Origin of the sequence: Rhizobium sp. R635 (genome assembly GCF_002211285.1) — a bacterium.
Classification (GTDB): Bacteria; Pseudomonadota; Alphaproteobacteria; order Rhizobiales; family Rhizobiaceae; genus Rhizobium.
Genome location: NZ_LOKX01000036.1, coordinates 130,241 through 151,352 on the forward strand (window position 1 = coordinate 130,241; position 21,112 = coordinate 151,352).

The window sequence follows — 21,112 nt, forward strand, 5'->3', positions numbered from 1 at the left end:
AAGCCAGGGATGGATGAAATGTCAATTGCCGCGACCGCCGCCGAGACGAGAACGCCGCAAACGCCGCTCGCCGCCCATGGCAAGACGATCCCCGCCGAAAGGCTCGGTCTGCTGACGCCGACCGAGCCCGCCATCGGCATCGAGGCCGTCCGCCGCCGCTACGAGGAGGATGGTTACGTCTGGCTGAAGGGCCTGCTGCCGCGCGCCGACGTGATCGATTTCCGCCGCTGGGTCTTCGCCCGCCTCGCCGAAACCGGCCTGCTCGCACCTGGCCACGATTTCGCCCTCGGCATCGCCGCCGCCGAGGGCGTCGACTGGAACCTCGCCAATCGCCGGCTGATGTCGATCGTCCGCTCGGCCGCCTATGAAGGCTTCTGCGCCCAGCCGCCGCTCGTGCGCTTCATGGATGCCTTTCTCGATGGCATTTCCTATCTCCATAAGCGCAAGCTGATGCGTTACGTCCAGCCCGGCACGGCGGTGGCGACGCCCGCCCATTACGACCTCGTCTACCTCCGCGGCGGCACCAGCCGGCTGGTGACGGCCTGGATCCCGATCGGCGATACCCCCGCCGAAATGGGCGGCCTCGTCTATCTCGAAGGCTCGCATGCGCTCGGCCGCGGCATGGAGGCCGAATTCCGGGCCCGCAGCGGCGATCTCTCGCCGGAAGAGCGGATCAGCGCCTATAACAGCCACATGGCCGAAGGCGGCTGGATCTCCAAGGATCTGCCCGACATGGCCAAGCGCTTCGACACCCGCTGGCTCGCCGCCGATTACGAAGCCGGCGACGTCGTGCTGCACTCCCCCTACATGATCCACGCCGCCACCACCAACGAGGACCGCGCCCGGCGCCTGCGCCTCTCCACCGACATCCGCTACCAGAACGTCGACGACGAAATCGACGCCCGCTGGAGCAACCACTGGAGCCTGGGGGATATGTTGTAATAGAAAGGTGTGCGTCGAGCAGCAGGCCGTCGCCAAGACGCTCAGACATAAAGGGAACGCATGAGGGATGGGAAGCGAGGCGAGTAAATGAGGGATTTCGCCGAAGAAATCGGCAAGGAGTTTAGTGGCGGCTTCTTCCACAACATTCGCAAGATGAAGTTCATAAAGATTGAAGCTGTGCGAGCCATCGAGAAAATTCGTCATCTTGACCCCAGCACTTATAGCGAAGAGGAGAAAAAAGAGCTGGCGCTTCTGATCTGGAACCTTCCGGTCATGACTTTGTGGTGGCGGGACCGATGTGTCGAGATGGGCGCGGATAAGGCTGAATTCGAGACTTATGCCCGGGAGCTTCAGCGCGTTGTCGAAGAAAAATTGAAAGCACTGTTGGCCCAGCAGCCGTGATCTGAGAATCTTGCCCCGGCCCTTCTGCCAGCATGTGAGCCCTTCAATCCTCCGGTGAAAAGCTCTAAGCTGCCCGCGCCGGCAGCTTGCTTGGAGGCGGTCCCTAGGGATCGGCGGGCGCTCGGCTGAGGGGGACCCCGCATGTCGGCAATCGCATCTTTGTTTCAGGAAGCCGCCCGGCTTGCGGCCGGGTTTCGTGAGCGCGCGCCCGCCCGCCATGTCCCCCGGCACGATTATGCCACTTCGCTTGCCGCCTTCGACGAGCCGCTGCCGGCCGCCGGCGCTGACATGACCGATGTCATCAGGCAGCTCGCAGCGGATGCCGAGCCCGGCCTGCATTTTATGACCGGCCCGCGCTTCTTCGGCTGGGTCATCGGCGGCTCGCATCCGGTCGGCGTCGCGGCCGATTTCCTGACCAGCGCCTGGGGCCAGAATGCCGGAAACCACGTCGCCGCCCCGGCCGCCTCCGCCGTCGAAGCCGTCTCGGCGAGATGGCTTCTCGATATATTGAAGCTGCCGGCCGAAAGCTCGGTCGGCTTCGTCACGGGGGCGACGGTCGCCAACTTCACCTGCCTTGCCGCCGCCCGCGGCGAGGTGCTGCGCAAGGCCGGCTGGGATGCCGATGCCAAGGGCCTGTTCGGCGCGCCGGAGATTACCGTGCTGATCGGCGACGACGCCCACACGACCGTCTTTTCCGCACTGCAATTCTTAGGTCTTGGCCACGACCGGGTGCTGCGCCTGCCGGCCGACCCGATGGGCCGGATCGACCCGTCCGCCCTGCCCGCCGCGCTTGCCTCCGTCACCGGCCCCTGCATCGCCATCCTCCAGGCCGGGCAGATCAATACCGGCGGCTTCGACGATTTTCTCCGCATCATTCCGGCGCTGAAGGAAAAAGGCGCCTGGGTGCATGTCGACGGCGCCTTCGGCCTCTGGGCGCAGGCATCGGAGAAATTCAGCCATTTGAGCCGCGGCGTCGAGGCGGCCGACAGCTGGGCGACCGACGGCCACAAATGGCTGCAGACGCCCTATGACTGTGGCTATGCGATCGTGCGCCACGAGCTCGCCCACCGCCGCGCCATGACGATCGCCGCGAGCTACCTGCCGCTGGCAACCGAGGGCGAGCGCGACCCCTCCCATTACGTGCCGGAGCTTTCCCGGCGCGCCCGGGGCTTTGCCACCTGGGCGATGCTGAAACATCTCGGCCGCGACGGCATCGCCGCCCTCATCGACCAGTGCTGCGCCTCCGCCCGCCTGCTGGCCGAGCATCTCCAGCGCGAACCCGGCATCACCATCTTGAACGAGATCACGCTGAACCAGCTCATCCTCCGCTTCGCCGCCGACCGCCCGGACGATGAAAGCGACGCGATCACCCGCAAGACCATCGCAAAGATCTGCGAAGACGCCACCCTCTTCGCCGGCGGCGCCAAATGGCGCGGCCGCGACGTCCTGCGCCTCTCCGTCACCAACTTCCAGACGAATGCCGACGAGGCCCGGTTGGCGGCGGACAGCATTGTCGCGGCTTTCAGGAGCGTCGGCCGCGGCTGACGTTCTTCCACGCGTGACATCGACTCTTGGCACTCCCCCGAGTAAAGTTACCGTCCTCTCCTCAAGATTGAGGGATTTCAGCCTGCAGTCCCTCGCCTCGCTCCACGCTCCAACGGTTTTCCAATGTCACGATATCTGCTGGCAATTGCCGCTCTTCTCGTCCTGATCCCGGCCTTTGCTCATGCCAGCGAGGCGCGCGGAAAGGCCTCTCGCCTCGCGACGGAGAACTGTTCGGAAATCGGCAGTATGATCGTCGCGCAGGTGCCGGCCGGCCCAACATATGGAGCCACTCATCTCAAATGCGGCCCGCAACAGGTCCTGAGGCTCGAGCGTCAGACGGGCCGCGATGGGGTCAATCCCATCTGGACCCCGGTCGATCAAATCGCCGTTACGATGCCCACACCCCGCCACGAGATCCTCGGGCCGGGATATTGCTCCTCCAGCCAATTTCCTGACGATGCCACCATCATTGCGCTCGGCACGATGGCGGAACAACCGGACGGCTCTTATGGATCGGAGAATGTGGTGAAAGCCTGGAGGTTCGACATCAAGCGCGAAAAGATGGTGGCCATCCCCGTCAGCGGCGTGCTCTGCGCGGTGGACGGGGGCGATTGACGGTCCGGGCGGCTCCGTCAGGAAATCCGCGCTCAGCAGGAACGCTTCCCCAAGCTTTCGCGCCCAAGGACTTGGGCGCACTGGATTCCTGTGACATCCCTCGGGCAAAGCCCGAGGAAGGGAATGAGGGAGCTTGGGGAACCGTCGGCGTGAACCTGACGGCAGTGGCGCAAGACCGAGGATGATGGCCAAAACCCGTGCGATCACGCAGATCGTGTTCGAGAGATATCGAAGACTGGCTCCAAACGAGTGCCGCAAGCGCCAAAGAGGTTTGGAAGGACGTTTTTAAGAGGCACCAACATTTTTAAAAACGCGCAGGAGACCCCCTGCAGATCCTGGCTGCACCCATTTTTTAAAATGTTGACCTCTCTTAAAAACCTCTTTGTCAATCTTAAGCTATTGGATTCATTGGAATCTGGTGGAAGAGAGGTTTTTAAGGGAGCAAATTTCCGGCTTCATCGTCGAACGGCGACGACGGAGCTGGCGCGGTAGCGGGACAGCTGGACCCGGTTGGATTGGTTGCCGCCGAAGAGGTAGACATATTGGCGGCGCTGGTCGAAATGGTCGAACAGGCTCACATGGAAGCGCCGGCCGCTGCGGATCACCACCACGTCGCCGCGTTGGGCGGAGCGGGCGAAGACCGGCTTGCCGAACTTCATCCAGGACCGTGCCATATTGGGATTGTCAGGCGGCTGACGCGACGATCGCTTGGCGACGAAGGCCAGGAACGCCCCGCACCAGGAGGTGCGCCTCGGATTGACGCCGAGGAAGGAGATGGAGCGTTCATGCATGCTTTTGTATCGGGACGCCGTGGTGAGCATGTCTGCCTCACAGGGCACGGCAAGCGCCGTGAGGACGATGACGAGAATAACCTTCATGGTTTCCCACCATTGTTTGGAAGATCATGATGATCTCAATTGTGACGAAGAATAAAATGCGGCAGGAAACGTAAAGATGAATCATGGCGCGAATGAGAAGCAATTTATTCGTGTATTTATGGAGATAATCAGGAAACAAAGCTTCCTATGACAGGCTCTGCCGGCCCGGCGGGCAGACGCTGGGCGGACGGGAAAAGCCCGCCGCGCGAGACGTCCGAGGTCTCCTCCTGCCCGACCTATATTTCATGAGGGACTCTCATAATACTTGGAGGATATCGACAATACATTGCCGCGCCGAACCCGGCGGCACTTCGCGATCATTGCCGGGATTTAACTGGCATTTCCGGAGATCTTCCCGCACGCTGGCCTGAACGAAAGGAAGACGGATGAAGAGGCGGACCCTTGTGCTCGGCGGCGCGGCCATCGTCGCATCCTCGGTGGCGGCGGCCGCCCTCTGGCTTCGGTGAGCGAAAGCGAAGGGCACGCCTTCTCCCCCGCCAAAGAGGTTTGGAAGGACGTTTTTAAGAAGCCCCAACATTTTTAAAAATGCACCTCACATCTCGACCCCACCCATTTTTTAAAATGTTGACCTCTCTTAAAAACCTCTTTGCCAATCATAAGCCATTGGATTCATTTGCAATGAGTGACAGAGACGTTTTTAAGCAGGCTATGAGCACGGCAAAAAACCGGATCTCGTTTGAACCAGATTCGGCATCCATGCGTATCTCCTCGGACAGCAAAGGAAACAGCAAGGGGTGATGACATGGTCATTAAGGAAAGTGTCGCCCGCACCGCTGGGCGGGCCGTCGACCAGGGGTTGGCGCGGCTGATGATGCGGTTGCCGGCGACGCGGCCGACGATCCGGGCGGCGGTGGCGAGCGATTCCGAACTTTGCGAATTGTGCGGCACCTATGGCGAAGCCTGCGCGCTGCTCGATGTCATGCGCCGGGACAGCTCGGCAGATCCCATGATGATCGCCGATTATGAGGGCATCTGCAGGGATATCGAAGCCGAATTCCTGCTGACCTTGATCGGCGAGGAATAAGGCCGGCCGCCCTCAGACCAGCGGATGATCCGGCTGGGCGGCGACATTCAGCGCCTGTTCGTCGGCGTGATGCGAAGCCTCGGGCGCAATCTCCTGATGCCAGGCGGCGTTGCCGTTTTCGCCGGCGCCGAAGAGATCGGCCACCTCGGTCGCGCCGAAATGATGGCCCTCGCCCGGCAGCACGCCGAACTTGTCGAAGGCCTCGCCGCCGAAGCGGCGCAGCAGCAGGCTTTCCGAGGAGACGCCGTCGTGCCCGAAGGCATTGCCGTGATGGGCGCCGTCGGCATCGGCCGACATCTTCGTCAGGCTGTCCTGCGTGGTATGGCTGGTATCGGCGGCCATCAGGCTGAGGCTCGTTTCCGTCGCGGCCTGGCTGTCGAAACTCATAAGCGCCGCCTCGGTCTCGACCGTCGTATTGTTGCTGACGGGGAACGTGCCGGCGGCGATGATCGATGGCGATATGCTGTAGGGCGTCACGTCGCTGGCGATGAAATTGTCGTGGAAGGAACCGGATGCCGGCCGGTCGACCTTCAGCGCCGCCTGCGTCAGGTCGTCGAACAGGTTGCCGTAGATATCGATGCCCTCGCGGACATAGCTGGTGGTGCCGGCCGCACTGACCGCCACGCCCCAGACGCCGTCATGGATGTAATTGCCGGAGATATCGTAATCCCGCGTGTCGCCCTGGTCGCCGAGGCCGATGGCATAGGACCAGCTGTAGCCGCCATAACCCGAAATATCGTTGCCATGGATGGTGACGTTGGTGCCGGCCTGCGCGCCGATGCTGAAGCCGCCGCCGATGATCGTATTGTCCTCGACCAGCGCATTCACCGGCCGCACCAGCGCGATGACGCCTTTCGTGGTGATGGCGCCGGTCTGGTCGAGCGTGTTGCCGCTGATGACGATGTTGCTGCTGTCGTTCATCTGCACGGCATCGGCCGCCGTGCCGTGGGCGTTGGTGACGGTGTTGTTGAGGAAGTTGACGCCGTTGACCTTCTCGATCCACACACCGTCGCCGTTCACGTCGTTGATCGTGCTGTTTTCGATGGTGATATTGGAGCCGGTGCGGAAGGTGATCGAACCGGATTTGGACAGTCCGGTGTGATCGACCTCGACATTGCGCACGGTCCAATTTGAGACATATCCGCCATAGATGGCCGCGCCTTGAGTGTCGGAGATCTTCAGGTTCTCGATGACGATGTTCGAGGCATAGAGGCTGTGAATGCCGTCGTTCGGGCTGCTGATCACAGGCGCATCGCCGACGCCGTAGCTGCCGATGGTGATCGGCGCATCGACCGTGCCGGAATATTTCAAGTCGAGCTGGTCGTTATATGAGGTGCCGGCGGCAAGCAGCACGCTGTCGCCCGGCTGCAGCTTCAAGTTTTCCACCGCCCAGAACGACGCAAAAGGCGCATCCTCGCTGGTCCCGGCATTGGTGTTGGAGCCGGTGGCCGAATTTACATAATAGATTGTCATATCGCCTTGTTCTCGCATTGTCGCCCAGCCGACTATGTCGGCTGCGACGCGTGGATCGGATGCGGTCGGGGGCTGAAGGCCATGCTGAGATGGCGTTCGATTGCCGTTACGGCGCTCGACAGGCCCTGCGCCTGCCGTGCTCCCGAGCAGCCCGCCTGGCGGTGGCGGCTGCATCCTTGAGAATACAACTTATGAGAAAAGAATCTAGAAAACAACGAGCGAAAGGTGAATGAACGGTAACGCACCGAGGGGTGGTTTACGTTAGGTAAGTGTCGGTGTCAGTGGCCGTCTTCGTCCTTCTCATCGGAGTAAGGCAATGGAAGGTGTGCCGTACGGCCCCCTCATCTGCCTGCCGGCATCTTCTCCCCGCTGGGGAGAAGGGACCAAGCCGCACGACCATCCTTTCAACCGAAATGTCAGAGGGACCGAGACGCTGCCACGATTCCGCTTCTCCCCAGCGGGGAGAAGATGCCGGCAGGCAGATGAGGGGGCCACACGGCACGCCCCATCCCCTTCATCCTGAAATGCACATCATACGGCAACGTAGAAGAACGAGGGCGGATAATCAGCCCGCCCCCGCACTCTCAGCTCACCAAACCATCCATATGAATATACACCGTCAGCGTATCCCCATCGCTATGCTGCGAGTTTCCATCATTGACCCCATAGCTGAAAGTCTCGCTCACATGCCCGTCATGGCCGGGCAGCTTCGTCTCATCGAGCGTGTAGGCATAATTCCCTTCCCGGTCGACATGGATGGAACCATAGTCGCCGGTCAGCGTCAGCCCGTGCTTGCCCACACTTTCGTCGCCGAAGCGGCGCAGCACCAGGGTGTCGTTGTCGGAGCTGTCGTTTTCGAGAAGATTGCCGCGATGGGCCTCACCGTTGTCGGTGAAGATCTTCAGATTGTCGTGGACGGCGACGACGGCCGCGCCCGCGGCAGCCTCCGTCGTCGTCGTTGCGGCGGCAACCTTGGTGTCGGCGCTCGCAAGCGTCGTTTCCACATTGGCGACCGTCTGATTGCCGCTGACGGTGAAGGTGTGCGCGTCGGCGATGGCGGGCGAGATGCTGGTGGCCGTGGTGCCGCTCTCGATCGTGTTGTTGGTGAAAGAGCCGGTGGCCGGCCTGTCGACCTTCAGCGCCGCCTGAGAGAGGTCATCGAAGGTGTTGTCGTGCACCTTGATATTGGTGCGGGTATAGCTGGTGCCGATGGGGCCGCTGACGGCCACGCCCCATGCGCCGTCGTGGATGTGGTTGCCCGAGATGTCATAATCCCGCGCATTGCCCTGATCGCCGAGGCCGACGGCGAAGGACCAGCTGTAGCCGTGAAATCCGGATATGTCGTTGTCGCGGATGGCGATGGTCTTGCCCGCCTGCGCGCTGATGCCGAAGCCGCCGCCGGTCAGCACATTGTCCTCGACCACGGCATTCGTCGGCCTGACAAGCGCGATCACGCCCTTCGGGCTGCTGGCATCGGTCTGATCGAGATGATTGCCCTTGATCAGAATATTGCTGCTGTCGTTCATCTGCACGGCATCGGCCGTCGAGCCGTTGGCGCTGGTGACGGTGTTGCTGAGAAGCTTGACGCCGGCGACCTTCTCGATCCAGAAGCCGTCGCCCTTGACATCGGTTACCTTGCTGCTTTCGACGGTGACGTTCTTGCTGCTGCGGAAGGTGACGGCGCCCGCGCTTTCCGACAATCCCGTCTTGGAGATATCGACGTTGCGCACCGTCCAGTTCGTGACGCTGCCGCCATAAATGCCGGCGCCGCCGATGTTCGAGATCTTCAGGTTCTCGATGACGATGTTGGAGGCATAGAGGCTGTGAATGCCGTCGCCATTGCTGTGGATCACAGGGGCCGAGCCCGTCCCGTAACTGCCGATCTTGATCGGCGCGCTCTCGGTGCCGGAATATTTGATATCGAATTGTTCGTTAAAAACGCTTCCCTTGGCCAGCAGCACGCTGTCGCCCGGTTTCAGTTTCAAGGATTCCACTTTGGACAAAGTCGCAAAAGCCGATGACTGGTTCGTTCCACTGTTGCGGTCGGAGCCGGTCGCTGAGTTCACATAGTAGATTGTCATATCGCCAATGTTGCCCTGTTCGTCGGATCGCTACATCGCCACTGGAATCGACCGGGACCGGCCGTCCGAATGCGGCGGGGGCAAACCTAAGTGGCAAAGAGGCGAGAAGATGGTGTCAATGCGGCAAGGGGCCAGTTTGCCGGCCTTATTCCCCAGGCAGGGGCCGCTGCGCCGGAAAGCTGCAACTCAGGCCGGGAAAGCCGCGACTTCGAGGCGAATAAATCGAGGAATCCCGGAGGAACGTACCTCACCTTCAGGCTGTGCGGCGGGTGATTCTGCTCTTTTCTTGCGCTTGCCGAGGCCAAGCAATGAGAGATGTGCCGTGCGGCTCCCTCATCTGCCTGCCGGCATCGACCGGGGCGAGCCACGGGTCTCGCCCGTCCTTCGGACCCCGCTTGGGAGAAGGGACCAAGCCGCATGGACGCCATTCACACAGCCAAAGTTCTAGAGGGACCGAGGCGCTGCCACGATTCCGCTTCTCCCCAGCGGGGAGAAGATGCCGGCAGGCAGATGAGGGGGCCACACGGCACACCTTCCATTACCTGGCTTCCGCAAGATGGAAGCCACCGTCCCCATCCCAAACCCAATTTACAACCCCTCCCCGCCATGCTAAAAAATGTGATTTCAACAACACAAGCAACACCATGAACCTCACCACAGCCCTCGCCCGCGAATCCGTCATCGCCGACGCCCTCCGCGCCATCGACGAAGCCATCGGCGACGAGCCGCCAGGCGAGCAAGCCTTCCGCATCGTCGCCGCCATCAAGGCCCTGCGTCCCGACAGTTCGCCGCACGTCGCAAGCCTCGAGCGCATCGATTATCTGGAGGCCCTGCAGAAGAGCGCCCGCGCCGCCTGGAACGGACAATATGCCGACACCAGCATCGGCCCCGAATGCGATGCGGTCGCAGGTCTCGACACGCCGCTCGGCCGGCTGAAGATGGTGACATGGCGGCGCATCTGGCGCGGCGGCAGGATCGCCTGGGCCAGCGAATATTACCTCGGCGACGACCCCGTCAGCATCGCCGAAATCCGCGCCGCCGGCCTGGCACGCCGGCCGACGACGCGGAGCAGGAGGAAGGGTTGAGCGCCCTTCCCGAACAGGCGGCGCCACACCTCAAGACGTTGCGATTTCCACACCGCAACCATTGCCCGGATAAAACACCCCATCACCAATGGGGAATCCACCATGCGCGGACAGGTTTCGCTTTTCACCGATAACACCGCCCTCAAGGCCAGCGTCTCCGGCGGCCATGGCAAGGGTTATCTGTCGCTCGATATGGAAGCCGACGGCGTCATGGTCGTTATCTTCGCGCCCGCCGGGCGCCGCCGGGGGCTGGAGCGCATCGCCGCCGTCATGAACGAGGAGTTCGACCGGCCGCTCTCCGACGGGGATGACGAGGAGCAGCTCGAGGCCGAACTTGCCGCCGGCATCGAGGCGATCGGCCTCTGATCATGTTCGAAACCGCCTTCACGCTGACGCGCGGCGAAGAGGACATCGATCTCCTGGTCGAATATTCGCTGACGCCCTATCATCCCGGCAACCGCCACGCGCCGCCCGAATTCTGCACCCCGCCCTCCGGCGGCGAGGTCGAGCGGCTGACTGCCCTGCTCGACGGCGTGCCCCTCGATCTCACCGATGCCGAATACCGGCTGATCGAACGGCATATCGAGGAAACCCACGACCTGTTCCTGGCGGCGTGATCGCGCCGCACCTCCAAATGGAAAGGCCGGCGAAACAATCGCCGGCCCGTTCGCCTTCACCTGGAAGTGTTGCATGGCCGGCGGATCGGCGCGACCAGGCGATAGCGCTCTTTATTCGGCGGTATCGTCGTCCGGCGCCTGCGCCTCCAGCGAATCGCGGATCTGGTCGATCTTGCCGACGTCGTCACCGACGCCGAGAATGCTCTTTGCCTCCGCGAGAACGGCGGGGCTGACGGTGCCGGTCTTGCTGGCGGAGGCGAGCGCGTCTTCGAGCGCCGCGTCGCCGAGCAGCGGATCGTCGGCGGCGGGCTCGATGCCGTTGTCCAGCTCATACTGGGCATAGGCCACGGCATAGTCGCGGATCGCCGCCATGCGCGGGTCCGAGCTGTTCAGCAGCGCCCGGTAGTTCCGGTTGAGCGAGTTCAGGCCGGCCATCTCGGCCTTCAGGTTCTTTTCCTTGGCAGCGGCGGCGGTCTTCGTCCTGGTTTCGCTCGCCTTGCCGTTGCCGCGCACGTTTTCGGATTTTCCCGAGCCGCCGGAAGACTTCAGGTTGCCGGAGCTCTTGCTGCCATGGCCGGAATTGCCGCTGCCATGGCCGGAGTTCCCGCCACCATTCCCGCCGCCGTTGCCACCGCCATTCCCGCCGCCGTTACCGCCACCGCCACCGCCGCCATTGCCGCCGTCCTTGGCGAAGGCATCCGCACCGGTCCCGATAGACGCGAGCGGGCTGGCCGCGAGCGCGAATGAAAAGGCCACCATCGTTGCGATTGTTGCGATACGCATGACTTTCTCCTGATTGCCGTCGATTCCAAGACTAACCCTAAGGGAGTATTGCAACCGGCACATCGGGCGAAGGTCCGGACCTCCCACCGCCTTTGGTCCGGCCCCGGGCAAATGTTGCAACCAAGACGGCAGCGCCATCCCCGGTAGCAAACAGCCGTTGCCGCAGCGCGGGGCGCGCGCCCTCTCTCTCGCCGAACTGGCAGGCGCTGAAAACCGCCCGCCACCCCGACGCCGCGCAACGAAGAGCAATGAACGGTGTGCCGTGCAGCCCCCTCATCCGATCCTTCGGGCCACCTTCTCCCCGCTGGGGAGAAGAGGGAACAAGCCGCCTGCTTATCTTTCTACTTTAGACATTTCTAGGAAATGAGACATTGCCACGATTCCGCTTCTCCCCAGCGGGGGTCCGAAGGACGGGCGAGACCCGTGGCTCGCCCCGGTCGATGCCGGCAGGCAGATGAGGGGGCTGCACGGCACTACGCCGGAGATGCCGCAACAAACCCGCGCCCGGCCGCGACGGCGTGGAGGCAGACCAACCCAACGGCGGCAAGCGCATTGATCAGCAGCACTTCGCCCACCACCGCCAGCGAAAACGCGCCCTCGCCCGATGGCAGCACCGAAGTCGCGGTATAGAGCACGCCTTCATAGGCGATGAAACCGGCGAGGAAGGCGCCCGTCATCGTGACGGCGAGGTCGGCCGTCAAGCGTAGCGCCGCGATTGCCACGCCGAGCGAAGCAAAAGCCGCGATCCCGATCGCAAGGCCCCAGGCATAGCTGTCCCAAGTCTGGGGATAACCGAGCACGAGATAGCCGACCAGCTGGTTGGCGAGCCAGGCGAGCAGAACCGCCGTTACCGCCATGCCCCTGGGAAGCACCACCGCCGAAACCGCCGCCAGCGCCACGAAGGGCGTGACACAGGCGAAAACCAGGCTGAGGCCGACGCTTGCGCCCGCAATGGCGATGACCCAGGCGGCGGCGAAACCGGCCGCGGCAGGACGCAGGGGAAGCTGATCTCGTGCGAGCATCGCAAAAACTCCATTCGCAGGGCGCGGGCAGCCCCTCACCGAAACAATAGCAAAATCGCGAAAAAAGGCCAGCGACCCCAGGCGCGGCGGAGCCGCGCCGCTTCCGCGAATGCCGGCAAGCCAGGCGTCGAATGCAAGATGGCACGAAATCCTGCCATCGGCAGCGATGCCGGCCGCAACACGCAATTATTTTCCGGATAAGCGCGCCGAAACAAAGAGATGAAAAACCCGGCAACGCGGAAAACAAGAAACCGCTCTCGCCGCCTCCCCCTGCGAGAAGTTAAAATTAATCTTAAATCCGCGTTAATCAGTGAATGCGAATATTTGCCTCAACGGTGGAGGGGTGCCTCTTCTTAAATCGGGAGCATGGCGTTGGATATTCTTGGTCGTGGTGCGAATGCTGTTGCGGTTCTGGATTCACTGGCGAAATCCCAGGCGATGATCGAATTCGATCTGACGGGCAGGATTCTGACGGCGAACGAGAATTTCTGCCGCGCGCTCGGATATGGTCTTTCGGAGATCGTCGGCCAGCATCACAGCATGTTCGTCGAGAAAGACTATGCCGCCTCCGCCGAATACAAGGCCTTCTGGGCCAAGCTCGCCGCCGGCAATTTCGATCAGCAGCAGTACAAGCGGATCGGCAAGGGCGGGCGCGAAGTCTGGATCGAGGCCTCCTACAATCCGGTCATGCGGCGCGGCAAGCCGGTCAAGGTCATCAAGATCGCCACCGACATCACCCGCCAGAAGCTGATTGCCGCCGAGGATGCCGGCAAGCTCGAAGCGCTCTCGCGCGCCCAGGCGATCATCGAGTTCACGCCCGAGGGCGAGATCCTCGCCGCCAATGAGAATTTCCTCGCCGCGCTCGGCTATACGCTTGCGGAAATCAAGGGCAGGCATCACTCGATGTTCTGCGAGCCGGCCTATGCGGCCTCGGTGGAATACAAGGCCTTCTGGCCGAGTCTGGCGGCCGGCAAGCTCGCCGCCGACGAATTCATGCGCATCGGCAAGGGCGGCCGCAAGGTCTTCATCCAGGCCTCCTACAATCCGATCTTCGACATGAACGGCAAGGTCTTCAAGGTCGTGAAATTCGCGACCGACGTGACGCCGCGCGTCGAAAATGTCGAACAGCTCGCGGCCTGCCTGACGAACCTGTCGAACGGCGATCTCTCGCAGAAGATCGCCTCCCCCTTCATTCCGTCGCTGGAGCGCCTGCGCACCGATTTCAACAGCGCCTCCGACAAGCTCAAGCATGCCATGGCGACCGTCGCCGACAATGCCAAGGCGATCTCCGCGAGCTCGGAAGAGATCGGCAGTGCGGCCGACGACCTGGCGAAACGAACCGAACAGCAGGCGGCCTCCGTCGAGCAGACGGCCGCGACGCTCGAAGAGATCACCACAACAGTCAAGGATGCGAGCAAGCGCGCGGGCGAAGCCGGCGACCTCGTGACCCATACCAAGGCCCATGCCGAACATTCGGCCGAGGTGGTGAAAAACGCCATCGCGGCCATGGACCAGATCGAAAATTCCTCACGCGAAATTTCCAACATCATCGGCGTCATCGACGAGATCGCCTTCCAGACGAACCTGCTGGCGCTGAACGCCGGCATCGAGGCGGCGCGCGCCGGCGAGGCCGGCAAGGGCTTTGCGGTCGTGGCGATGGAAGTGCGCGAGCTCGCCCAGCGCTCCGCCGACGCCGCCAAGGAAATCAAGGCGCTGATCACCGCCTCCAGCGGCCACGTCGCCACCGGCGTCACCCTCGTCAGCAAGACCGGCAGCGCGCTCGAGGAAATCGCCGAACAGGTCCATCACATCAACAGCAATGTCGTGGCGATCGTCAAAGCCTCTCGCGAGCAGTCCACCGCGCTCGCCGAAGTCAACAATGCGGTCAACTCAGTCGATCAGAGCACCCAGCAGAACGCCGCCATGGTCGAGGAACAGACCGCAGCCAGCCACAGCCTCGCCCACGAGGCCGCCGCCCTCTTCGAACTCCTCAGCCAGTTCCGCTTCGACGACGCCCCGCGAGCGGCCAATGTCTCCACATTGCCCGGCACCAGGACGCCGAAACCGGCCCCGCTCCACCGGCCCCGCCCGATGAAATCCCACGGCTCGGCCGCCGTGGCGGAAGCGGGCTGGCAGGATTTTTGATGGCGGGGGGAGCGCCACGCTTCCCTGCATGCCTGCCTCTCGCTGAACGACACTTACCCTTTGATATGGTCCAGAGACTGGTCTAAATTGACAGAGAACGAGCCGGACCGGCCGAGCGGGAGTGTGAGATGCGGGTATCCGTGACCGATGCCAAGGGGCAGTTGACCGAACTGGTGCGGCGCGCCGAAGCGGGCGACGAGGTGATCCTCACCCGGCATGGCCATGCCGCCGTCCGGCTGGTTCCGGTCAAGACGGCGCCCGACCACAAATCGCGCCGGGCGCTCATGGAGGCGATGCGCGCCTCCGCCGCCGCCAAAGCCGCCGATGGCCCGGCGGCCGCACGGAGCCAGGATTTTCTCTATGGCGATGACGGCCTGCCCGAATGATCGCCGTCGACACCTCAGCGCTGATGGCGATCCTGCTCGGCGAGCCGCAGGCTGACGCCCTGATCGCCGCCCTCGAAGCCGAAGACGACCTCCTGATCTCCGCCGGCACGGTCGCCGAAACCTTGATCGTCGCCGCCCGGCGCAATGTCGGCGCGGAGATGGAACAACTGCTCGACGGCCTCGGCTTCGAAATCATCTCCGTCACCCCTGCCTCCGCCCGCCGCATCGCCGATACCTATGGCACCTGGGGCAAGGGCATCCATCCCGCAGGCCTGAACTTCGGCGACTGCTTCGCCTATGAGGTGGCTAGAGAATATGGGTGCCGGCTGCTGTTTGTGGGCGATGATTTCAGCAGGACGGATGTGGAGGGAGTGATTTGATGAGTGGGATACTAGTTATCAAAACAGCTCTGAGGCTTCCGACTTTATAGGCCCCCTAAACGCCAACTGCTCTTCCAGTCTTATTACCCACGTTCCAGGCGTCGTTGAATAGTTTGAGATATTCAGGTTGGGTGCTTTGAGTTGAAATGTTTTATCATAGGTGGCGACGTTACCCCCTGAAGTCTGCTGCACAAACAACTTGAAGTTTCTATCCGCGGGAGTGAAGTCGACTGGAAAGTTGAATGTCAGGGTGACCGTGCCATTAGAAAATGTGAGATCATTAAGATAAAAGGCTCGCGCCAGAAACAAAGTTCCTCGCACACGTTCAACAAACGTCTTGTAAGCGCAAGTCAGGCCACTCTGGGCTAACAAGTGCTCAAACGTATGCATGTCTGTCTGCGTCCGGAAAACGATCGCCCTTAGATGTGGCTGAAGGCTGACACAGCTTTCAACACTTACCTCCGACATTCGTTGATTTTGAATGTAGTCGCGATTTTCCTGATTGGTGGGACCATCATGATAAATGGCATCAAAATCTAGAGTATCAAACGCCGTATCGCCATCAAGGAAAATTCTGGAGCGCTGAACGTTGCCGTTGCTGAAGCGAGCAAATGGAAGTGTGATTACTGAAATGAAATCGAATACGAACATCACCGGGATAGACATGTGGTGTTGCAGCCGGTAAGGGTCGGCAAGACATTTGATGCCCTCGGTGCGGAAATGAAACCCATTCTTGGGCCGAAAATACAAACGCGCACAAGAGTGGGAACCCTCATAGATACCCAAAGCACCAGAGTTTGCTACGTCCAAGAAATTCGTCGCGTTGTTCCGACATTTCAACTCTCCGTCCCGGACGATGTTGATAGCTGTCGTGACATCACAGGCGTGATAGAGGAAGTTCGGCCAAACGGACCTACCACCACGCGCAGAAAGGCGCGCTACCATGTCTTTTACATGCTTTTGCGCTCGAACTAAAGTGACAGGCACGCCTGCTCTCCACGCGACGCGCTAACCGCGTCCACTTGAACGCTATTTTTTCTGTCTTCCCGACTAATGTACAGCGCGTGCCCAGGGCTATGCTCCAACCAACCAGGTCGGCTAATTTCTGCGACCTGAACATACGGCAATTCTGCGAGTATCGGAAAAAGATAGGACTTCAATTTCTTAGATGCGTCATCAGCGAATTGCTCTGAGGTCAAAATTCCATTTTGCAGCGAGGACCACGCAGCCTCGATGAGTTCGTGATCGATCACCTCAGTCCTACCAGTTAACCTCTCTATCACAATGTCTCCGTCGGCCGCCCACTTCGCATGGAATTCGGACGTGCGGCGCAGGGTTGCAAAGCTAGCGTGCCGATCAATGTTCTCCATAATGTCATTTCGAAACTCGTTGAACGAGATGGGGACCCGACGCTCCTGTGGATTCTTGTGCTCGGGTATAAAAGACTTAGGCACCTGTCTATCGTGCACGTAGACAGGAATGTCCAGTTTCGAAAGATATCGCTCCATGACAGGGCGAACCTCTTCCCAATTCAGGTTCCCGTTCCCGCAGCCGAGGGGCGGGAAAGACACGGAGGAGATGCCCATCTTCTTATACGAGCGCTGGAAAGCGGTTAAGCCCGCCTCGACGTACTCTAGTTTCGACGGCTGCCGCCACGTAGTCTTTGTTGGGAAATTTAATATCCAATGGTCCGCAGCGCGCCACAGATGCAGTCTGCCGACATCCAATGAACGATTATCACAGATGGACTTATAAGCCTTGAACATCTCAGGATAGCGCTCTTTGAATTGCAGCGCTATCCCTTTCCCCATGACCCCAACGGTATTGACCGTGTTTACCAGCGTCTGCGCCGGGGAATCAAAAAGACTTGTCCGAACGTACGTCAGCAAGAATCACCCATTTGTTCTCTCTTCGTTCCATAATTTGTAGCATATATTGAACTGGAATTCGTGGTAATTTTGGCAACACCGTTGAACTAAGTTTGTTTAGCATTCACGAAGAAGCCGGCACCTCGCCTCCTCGGGATAAGGCTTTCCTGAGCTCCGTCCGATATCCGGCCGCTCCGCTTTCATGGGCGCGCATCCTCAACTGCCCCTCATCCCGAGGCGCGATCCCCAGGATCACGTCGAAGGATCATGTTGAGGTGCGCAGCCCGTAGGGCGGAGCCTCGAAGCACGCGTCGCAACGCCGCTCCTTGCATCCCTACAACGCATCCAGCGGTATCTTCAGATAGCGCCTGCCATTCTCCTCCGGCTCCGGCAATCTCCCGCCGCGAATATTCACCTGCAGCGCGTGCAGCATCAGCTTCGGTTTCGCGAGTGTGCGGTCGCGGGCCTGGCGCAGCGCCACGTAGGCGGCCTCGTCCTTGCCCGCGATGTGCGGATTGTCGCGTTTCTGGGCGGCGACCGTGCTTTCCCAGCGGGGGTGGCGGCCGCCGGGCTGGTAGTCGTGGCCGGAAAAGAGGCGGGTTTCCTCCGGCAGCGACAGGATCGCCTGGATCGAGCGCCAGAGGGCGCTCGTGCTGCCGCCGGGAAAATCCGTGCGCGCCGTGCCGGAATCCGGCGTGAACACCGTATCGTGCACGAAGGCGGCGTCGCCGGTCAGGTAGGTGATCGAGGCCAGCGTATGGCCGGGAGAAAACATCACCCGGGCCTCGAGCGCGCCGATCCTGAACGTATCGCCATCGGCAAACAGCCGGTCCCATTGCGAGCCGTCGGCGGCAAGCGCCGGCCAGTTGTAAATCTCCTTCCAGAGCGCCTGCACCTCGGGGATATGGGCGCCGATCGCCGTCGGTGCGCCGGTCCTGCCTTTCAGATAGTGGGCGGCGGAGAAATGATCGGCATGCGGATGGGTGTCGAGGATCCATTCGAGCGTCAGCCGCTCGGCCGCGATATGGGCGAGGATGGCGTCGGCGCTGGCGGTGCCCGTCGCCCCCGAGGTCTCGTCGAAATCGAGCACCGGGTCGATGATGGCGCAGCGCTTGGTCGCCGGATCGGTCACGACATATTGCACGCTCGATGTGGCGGGATGGAAAAAGGCCCTCACATCAGGCGCCTGCCCTGCCCGCTTTTCCAGAAAGCGCCGCGCGCCGGCAAGATCGAAGCCGTGGCTCTTGCCGAAGGCCTCGATATCGCCTGATCCCATGCGCCCGTCGAGCACCTCGCCGAGCGCATAGAGCGTCATCGCCCGCGTGCCGCTCCTGCAATGGGCAAGTACCGGCCCCCTGGCCTCGGCCATGGCAGCCTGGAAGGCGCGGATATCGGCCTCGGTGATCTCGCCACCTTTCACCGGCACGAAACCGTAGGAAAGACCGGCGGCGGCCGCCGCCGCCTTTTCCGCCGCATTGCCGGGCTGGCCGGGCTCCTCGCCATCCGGCCGGGTATTGATGACGCCGGCAAAACCCCGCGCCGCGAAATCGGCAAAGTCGGCGGCCTCGGGCTGGCCCGCCACCGATATCAGCTCATTGACCCTCACGGATGTCATCGAAGCCCCCTATGAGGATAATCTCATATGGATGCGCCCGGGCGTCAAGGAAATCCACGGGTTGGGGTGCGGATGTAGGGACGGCAGGGAGCAGCGTTTCTTCCTTTACCGGCGTACCGTGTGGCACGCCCATCCACCCTGCTCATACGCGCCCAATCAAGGCTGCGCCGGCCCCTGCAGCCTGTCCATGACCTGCAGCAGGAGATCGGCGCAGACCTTCATCGGCTCGTCCTCCGCGCATTTCAGGTCGATCCTGGTATCCCCGTCCATGATCCGGAAGCGGGCGGCCTTGGAGGGCGGCGGTCCGCGGTGGTGGCCGCGGTAGAAGCCCATATCGCCTCTCCGCCCATGTCCCCGGAAGGCGAAGCGGTCTCTCGACGAGGCGTCCGGCATGGCCTCGTCGCGAGGTGGCGGTGCGCCGGCATCGGGCGCCGGCGGCGAGCCGGCATCGGTTGCGGGCGGCGGCGCGGCGCCGGATGGCGGCGGGGCGGATGGCTCCTGGGCGAAGGCGGTCCCGGCGAGCGCGGCAAGGGCAAGGCCGGAGAGCAGGAATCTTTGCATGGCGATCGGTCCTCCGTTGGAAGTGTCAGGCCCTGCCTAAACACCGCAACCGGACTTTGGTTCATGCCATCCTGCCGCCTTCGCCCCTGCGCACGAAGTTGTGACCGCGATCTCCCGGCGATCGCGTCAAAAAGAGAGCGTCGCCGCCCCTTCCTTGATCTCGGCATGCATGGCGCTGGCGCCGACGATGATGACGCCGTCGAGCATATCGGCCTCGGTATAGCCGCGCGCGGTCACACAGGGCGGGCAGGCCCAGATCGTGCCGCCCCGCGCCAGGAAAGTCTCGATCAGGCTCGACAGCGGATCGAGCGGCGGCACATGCGTCATCCGCTGGCCGCCCTTGCGCACGAGATCGATGCCGGTGCTGGTGAGGAAGACCGAGACTTTCAGCCCGGCCGTGATCCCGCCATTGGCGATGGTGAAGGCGACGGAGGAGACTTCGGATTCGATGCCCTTGGTGATCAGCACGACCAGTTTGTCGCTTTGGCTTTGCATAGTATTCTCCCTGAGATTGAAGTGAACGGCTCCACCATAGGAGGGCGCGCGGGGCGCGTATTTGGCCGGAATGCGGGAAGCCTTGTCCGAAAATCCTGAGACTCTCGGCGTAGCGCGCGACGACGTGCTGTCGGCGCTCTTGTCGAGCATCCGCCTTTCCGGATCGCTGCAATTCTGCTTCATGCCGACGGGCAACTGGCAGACAGATGCCGCACCCTCGCTCGCAGCCCTTTCGGCCAGAGCCTCCGGCACCATGCCGTTTCATATCGTGGTGGCCGGCCGCTGCTGGCTGAAGGTGGAAGGCCAAGCGACCGATCTCGAAGCCGGCGATGTGCTAGTCTTCCCCTTCGGCACCGGCCATCAGCTCGGCGCCGGCCGGGAAGGCATGCTGGTGCTGCCGACGCGCGACCTGCCGGAAAAGCCCTGGCGCGAGATTCCCGTGCTGCGCTACGGCGCGGAAGCCGAAGGTGTCCGCCTGCTCTGCGGCTACCTGCAATGGGACGGCCTGAGCTTCGGCCCGCTGCGCCAGGCGCTGCCGAAGCTCATCCATGTCAGGACGCGGGCCGCCAATGACGGCGACTGGCTGCGCGCCACCATCCGCCAGATGACCGACGAGGTCGACCGCCCCCGCGCCGGCGGCGTCTCCATGCTGCCGCGGCTGACGGAGATCATCTTCATCGAGATCCTGCGCCACCAGATCATGATGGCCGCGCCCGATACGTCAGGCTTTCTCGCCGCCCTCGCCGACCCTGCCCTTTCCCGCTGCCTCTCCGTCATCCACGACGATCCGAAACGCGACTGGTCGCTTGAGCAGCTGGCGGCCGCCTCCGGCCTCTCGCGCAGCGCGCTCGCCGACCGCTTCCAGGCGATCCTTTCCACCTCGCCGATCCGCTACATCAGGGACTGGCGCCTGACGCTCGCCAGCATGGCGCTCGCCACCTCCACCCAACCGATCGCCGCCATCGCCTACGACACCGGCTACGCCACCGAAGCCGCCTTCAACCGGGCGTTTTCACGCGCGTTCGGGAGTCCGCCTGCGGCGTGGCGGGCGATGGCGCGGGATTAGGGGAAGAATGCCGACGCCCGGGAGGCTCGGTTGTTGCCTTTCGCTTGTCGAAGCCAGGCAAAAGGTGTGCCGTGCGGCCCCCTCATCTGCCTGCCGGCATCTTCTCCC

General features: G+C 62.2%; 22 protein-coding genes. 12 read left to right on the plus strand and 10 right to left on the minus strand.

Annotation, left to right across the window (positions count from 1 at the left end; all coding sequences use genetic code 11):
- Positions 1–18: 18 nt before the first annotated feature.
- From ATY78_RS26505 to ATY78_RS26520, 4 genes are all read left to right on the plus strand, one after another.
- Positions 19–942 carry a phytanoyl-CoA dioxygenase family protein gene (locus ATY78_RS26505; RefSeq protein ID WP_088685360.1) on the plus strand — a complete coding sequence of 308 codons (924 nt, stop codon included), beginning with the start codon at positions 19–21 and terminating at the stop codon, positions 940–942.
- An 87-nt stretch (positions 943–1,029) separates the two neighbouring features.
- A complete protein-coding gene (locus tag ATY78_RS26510; protein WP_088685261.1) occupies positions 1,030–1,344 on the plus strand; it encodes a hypothetical protein in 315 nt (104 codons plus the stop codon).
- A 141-nt stretch (positions 1,345–1,485) separates the two neighbouring features.
- On the plus strand, positions 1,486–2,889 hold the full coding sequence (locus tag ATY78_RS26515; RefSeq protein ID WP_088685262.1) for a pyridoxal-dependent decarboxylase: 1,404 nt from the start codon (positions 1,486–1,488) through the stop codon (positions 2,887–2,889).
- Between the two features lie 246 nt (positions 2,890–3,135).
- A complete protein-coding gene (locus tag ATY78_RS26520; protein WP_245313635.1) occupies positions 3,136–3,504 on the plus strand; it encodes a hypothetical protein in 369 nt (122 codons plus the stop codon).
- Positions 3,505–3,959: 455 nt separating this feature from the next.
- On the opposite strand, the gene ATY78_RS26530 is transcribed toward ATY78_RS26520, so the two are convergent.
- Complete coding sequence (locus ATY78_RS26530; RefSeq protein ID WP_088685265.1) at positions 3,960–4,382, minus strand: TIGR02594 family protein; 423 nt, start codon at positions 4,380–4,382, stop codon at positions 3,960–3,962.
- Between the two features lie 763 nt (positions 4,383–5,145).
- On the opposite strand from ATY78_RS26530, the gene ATY78_RS26535 reads away from it, so the two are divergent.
- A complete protein-coding gene (locus ATY78_RS26535; protein WP_088685266.1) occupies positions 5,146–5,427 on the plus strand; it encodes a nodulation protein in 282 nt (93 codons plus the stop codon).
- Positions 5,428–5,439: 12 nt separating this feature from the next.
- Here the strand turns inward: ATY78_RS26535 and ATY78_RS26540 are convergent, their stop codons facing one another.
- Positions 5,440–6,900 (minus strand): right-handed parallel beta-helix repeat-containing protein, encoded by a 1,461-nt coding sequence (locus tag ATY78_RS26540; protein WP_088685267.1) that lies wholly within the window; start codon positions 6,898–6,900, stop codon positions 5,440–5,442.
- A gap of 584 nt (positions 6,901–7,484) precedes the next feature.
- On the minus strand, positions 7,485–8,981 hold the full coding sequence (locus ATY78_RS26545) for a right-handed parallel beta-helix repeat-containing protein (protein ID WP_088685268.1): 1,497 nt from the start codon (positions 8,979–8,981) through the stop codon (positions 7,485–7,487).
- 644 nt (positions 8,982–9,625) lie between these two features.
- Between ATY78_RS26545 and ATY78_RS26550 the strand changes: the two genes are divergently transcribed.
- The 3 genes from ATY78_RS26550 (at position 9,626) to ATY78_RS26560 (ending at position 10,683) form a co-directional block, all read left to right on the plus strand.
- Positions 9,626–10,066: a hypothetical protein gene (locus ATY78_RS26550; protein ID WP_088685269.1), complete on the plus strand. Its 441-nt coding sequence runs from the start codon at positions 9,626–9,628 to the stop codon at positions 10,064–10,066.
- Positions 10,067–10,168: 102 nt separating this feature from the next.
- On the plus strand, positions 10,169–10,432 hold the full coding sequence (locus tag ATY78_RS26555) for a hypothetical protein (protein WP_088685270.1): 264 nt from the start codon (positions 10,169–10,171) through the stop codon (positions 10,430–10,432).
- A 2-nt stretch (positions 10,433–10,434) separates the two neighbouring features.
- Positions 10,435–10,683 carry a hypothetical protein gene (locus ATY78_RS26560; protein ID WP_088685271.1) on the plus strand — a complete coding sequence of 83 codons (249 nt, stop codon included), beginning with the start codon at positions 10,435–10,437 and terminating at the stop codon, positions 10,681–10,683.
- A 111-nt stretch (positions 10,684–10,794) separates the two neighbouring features.
- Here the strand turns inward: ATY78_RS26560 and ATY78_RS26565 are convergent, their stop codons facing one another.
- Entirely contained in the window at positions 10,795–11,466 is a 672-nt protein-coding gene (locus ATY78_RS26565) for a hypothetical protein (protein ID WP_088685272.1), read from the minus strand.
- Positions 11,467–11,939: 473 nt separating this feature from the next.
- Positions 11,940–12,488, minus strand: coding sequence for a hypothetical protein (locus ATY78_RS26570; protein ID WP_088685361.1), 549 nt, complete (start codon positions 12,486–12,488; stop codon positions 11,940–11,942).
- Between the two features lie 366 nt (positions 12,489–12,854).
- Between ATY78_RS26570 and ATY78_RS26575 the strand changes: the two genes are divergently transcribed.
- From ATY78_RS26575 to ATY78_RS26585, 3 genes are all read left to right on the plus strand, one after another.
- The gene (locus ATY78_RS26575; RefSeq protein ID WP_190237532.1) at positions 12,855–14,633 is read left to right on the plus strand and encodes a PAS domain-containing methyl-accepting chemotaxis protein; all 1,779 of its coding nucleotides are present in this window, start codon (positions 12,855–12,857) and stop codon (positions 14,631–14,633) included.
- A 128-nt stretch (positions 14,634–14,761) separates the two neighbouring features.
- Complete coding sequence (locus tag ATY78_RS26580; RefSeq protein WP_088685274.1) at positions 14,762–15,019, plus strand: type II toxin-antitoxin system prevent-host-death family antitoxin; 258 nt, start codon at positions 14,762–14,764, stop codon at positions 15,017–15,019.
- Positions 15,016–15,399 (plus strand): type II toxin-antitoxin system VapC family toxin, encoded by a 384-nt coding sequence (locus ATY78_RS26585; RefSeq protein ID WP_088685275.1) that lies wholly within the window; start codon positions 15,016–15,018, stop codon positions 15,397–15,399. Before ATY78_RS26580 ends, ATY78_RS26585 begins: the two co-directional genes overlap by 4 nt.
- A gap of 18 nt (positions 15,400–15,417) precedes the next feature.
- Here ATY78_RS26585 and ATY78_RS26590 read toward each other — a convergent pair whose 3' ends face one another.
- The 5 genes from ATY78_RS26590 to ATY78_RS26610 form a co-directional block, all read right to left on the minus strand.
- The gene (locus ATY78_RS26590) at positions 15,418–16,386 is read right to left on the minus strand and encodes a DarT ssDNA thymidine ADP-ribosyltransferase family protein (RefSeq protein WP_141105682.1); all 969 of its coding nucleotides are present in this window, start codon (positions 16,384–16,386) and stop codon (positions 15,418–15,420) included.
- Positions 16,371–17,288 (minus strand): macro domain-containing protein, encoded by a 918-nt coding sequence (locus ATY78_RS26595; protein ID WP_088685277.1) that lies wholly within the window; start codon positions 17,286–17,288, stop codon positions 16,371–16,373. The genes ATY78_RS26590 and ATY78_RS26595 overlap by 16 nt, the downstream gene beginning before the upstream one ends.
- Positions 17,289–17,601: 313 nt before the next feature.
- Positions 17,602–18,882, minus strand: a complete 1,281-nt coding sequence (blh, locus tag ATY78_RS26600) for a bifunctional sulfur transferase/dioxygenase Blh (protein WP_088685278.1) — start codon at positions 18,880–18,882, stop codon at positions 17,602–17,604.
- A 156-nt stretch (positions 18,883–19,038) separates the two neighbouring features.
- Positions 19,039–19,443, minus strand: a complete 405-nt coding sequence (locus tag ATY78_RS26605) for a hypothetical protein (RefSeq protein ID WP_088685279.1) — start codon at positions 19,441–19,443, stop codon at positions 19,039–19,041.
- A 126-nt stretch (positions 19,444–19,569) separates the two neighbouring features.
- Complete coding sequence (locus tag ATY78_RS26610; RefSeq protein WP_088685280.1) at positions 19,570–19,938, minus strand: DsrE family protein; 369 nt, start codon at positions 19,936–19,938, stop codon at positions 19,570–19,572.
- A gap of 70 nt (positions 19,939–20,008) precedes the next feature.
- Here ATY78_RS26610 and ATY78_RS26615 point away from each other — a divergent pair, with 70 nt between their 5' ends.
- Positions 20,009–21,004, plus strand: a complete 996-nt coding sequence (locus tag ATY78_RS26615) for an AraC family transcriptional regulator (RefSeq protein WP_088685281.1) — start codon at positions 20,009–20,011, stop codon at positions 21,002–21,004.
- Positions 21,005–21,112: the final 108 nt, after the last annotated feature.

Excerpts from the sequence above, each read along its gene's own strand:
- ATY78_RS26505 (WP_088685360.1), top strand. The coding sequence starts at position 19 with ATGTCAATTGCCGCGACCGCCGCCGAGACGAGAACGCCGCAAACGCCG.
- ATY78_RS26510 (WP_088685261.1), top strand. The coding sequence starts at position 1,030 with ATGAGGGATTTCGCCGAAGAAATCGGCAAGGAGTTTAGTGGCGGCTTC.
- ATY78_RS26515 (WP_088685262.1), top strand. The coding sequence starts at position 1,486 with ATGTCGGCAATCGCATCTTTGTTTCAGGAAGCCGCCCGGCTTGCGGCC.
- ATY78_RS26520 (WP_245313635.1), top strand. The coding sequence starts at position 3,136 with ATGATCGTCGCGCAGGTGCCGGCCGGCCCAACATATGGAGCCACTCAT.
- ATY78_RS26530 (WP_088685265.1), bottom strand. The coding sequence starts at position 4,382 with ATGAAGGTTATTCTCGTCATCGTCCTCACGGCGCTTGCCGTGCCCTGT.
- ATY78_RS26535 (WP_088685266.1), top strand. The coding sequence starts at position 5,146 with ATGGTCATTAAGGAAAGTGTCGCCCGCACCGCTGGGCGGGCCGTCGAC.
- ATY78_RS26540 (WP_088685267.1), bottom strand. The coding sequence starts at position 6,900 with ATGACAATCTATTATGTAAATTCGGCCACCGGCTCCAACACCAATGCC.
- ATY78_RS26545 (WP_088685268.1), bottom strand. The coding sequence starts at position 8,981 with ATGACAATCTACTATGTGAACTCAGCGACCGGCTCCGACCGCAACAGT.
- ATY78_RS26550 (WP_088685269.1), top strand. The coding sequence starts at position 9,626 with ATGAACCTCACCACAGCCCTCGCCCGCGAATCCGTCATCGCCGACGCC.
- ATY78_RS26555 (WP_088685270.1), top strand. The coding sequence starts at position 10,169 with ATGCGCGGACAGGTTTCGCTTTTCACCGATAACACCGCCCTCAAGGCC.
- ATY78_RS26560 (WP_088685271.1), top strand. The coding sequence starts at position 10,435 with ATGTTCGAAACCGCCTTCACGCTGACGCGCGGCGAAGAGGACATCGAT.
- ATY78_RS26565 (WP_088685272.1), bottom strand. The coding sequence starts at position 11,466 with ATGCGTATCGCAACAATCGCAACGATGGTGGCCTTTTCATTCGCGCTC.
- ATY78_RS26570 (WP_088685361.1), bottom strand. The coding sequence starts at position 12,488 with ATGCTCGCACGAGATCAGCTTCCCCTGCGTCCTGCCGCGGCCGGTTTC.
- ATY78_RS26575 (WP_190237532.1), top strand. The coding sequence starts at position 12,855 with ATGGCGTTGGATATTCTTGGTCGTGGTGCGAATGCTGTTGCGGTTCTG.
- ATY78_RS26580 (WP_088685274.1), top strand. The coding sequence starts at position 14,762 with ATGCGGGTATCCGTGACCGATGCCAAGGGGCAGTTGACCGAACTGGTG.
- ATY78_RS26585 (WP_088685275.1), top strand. The coding sequence starts at position 15,016 with ATGATCGCCGTCGACACCTCAGCGCTGATGGCGATCCTGCTCGGCGAG.
- blh (WP_088685278.1), bottom strand. The coding sequence starts at position 18,882 with ATGACATCCGTGAGGGTCAATGAGCTGATATCGGTGGCGGGCCAGCCC.
- ATY78_RS26605 (WP_088685279.1), bottom strand. The coding sequence starts at position 19,443 with ATGCAAAGATTCCTGCTCTCCGGCCTTGCCCTTGCCGCGCTCGCCGGG.
- ATY78_RS26610 (WP_088685280.1), bottom strand. The coding sequence starts at position 19,938 with ATGCAAAGCCAAAGCGACAAACTGGTCGTGCTGATCACCAAGGGCATC.
- ATY78_RS26615 (WP_088685281.1), top strand. The coding sequence starts at position 20,009 with ATGCGGGAAGCCTTGTCCGAAAATCCTGAGACTCTCGGCGTAGCGCGC.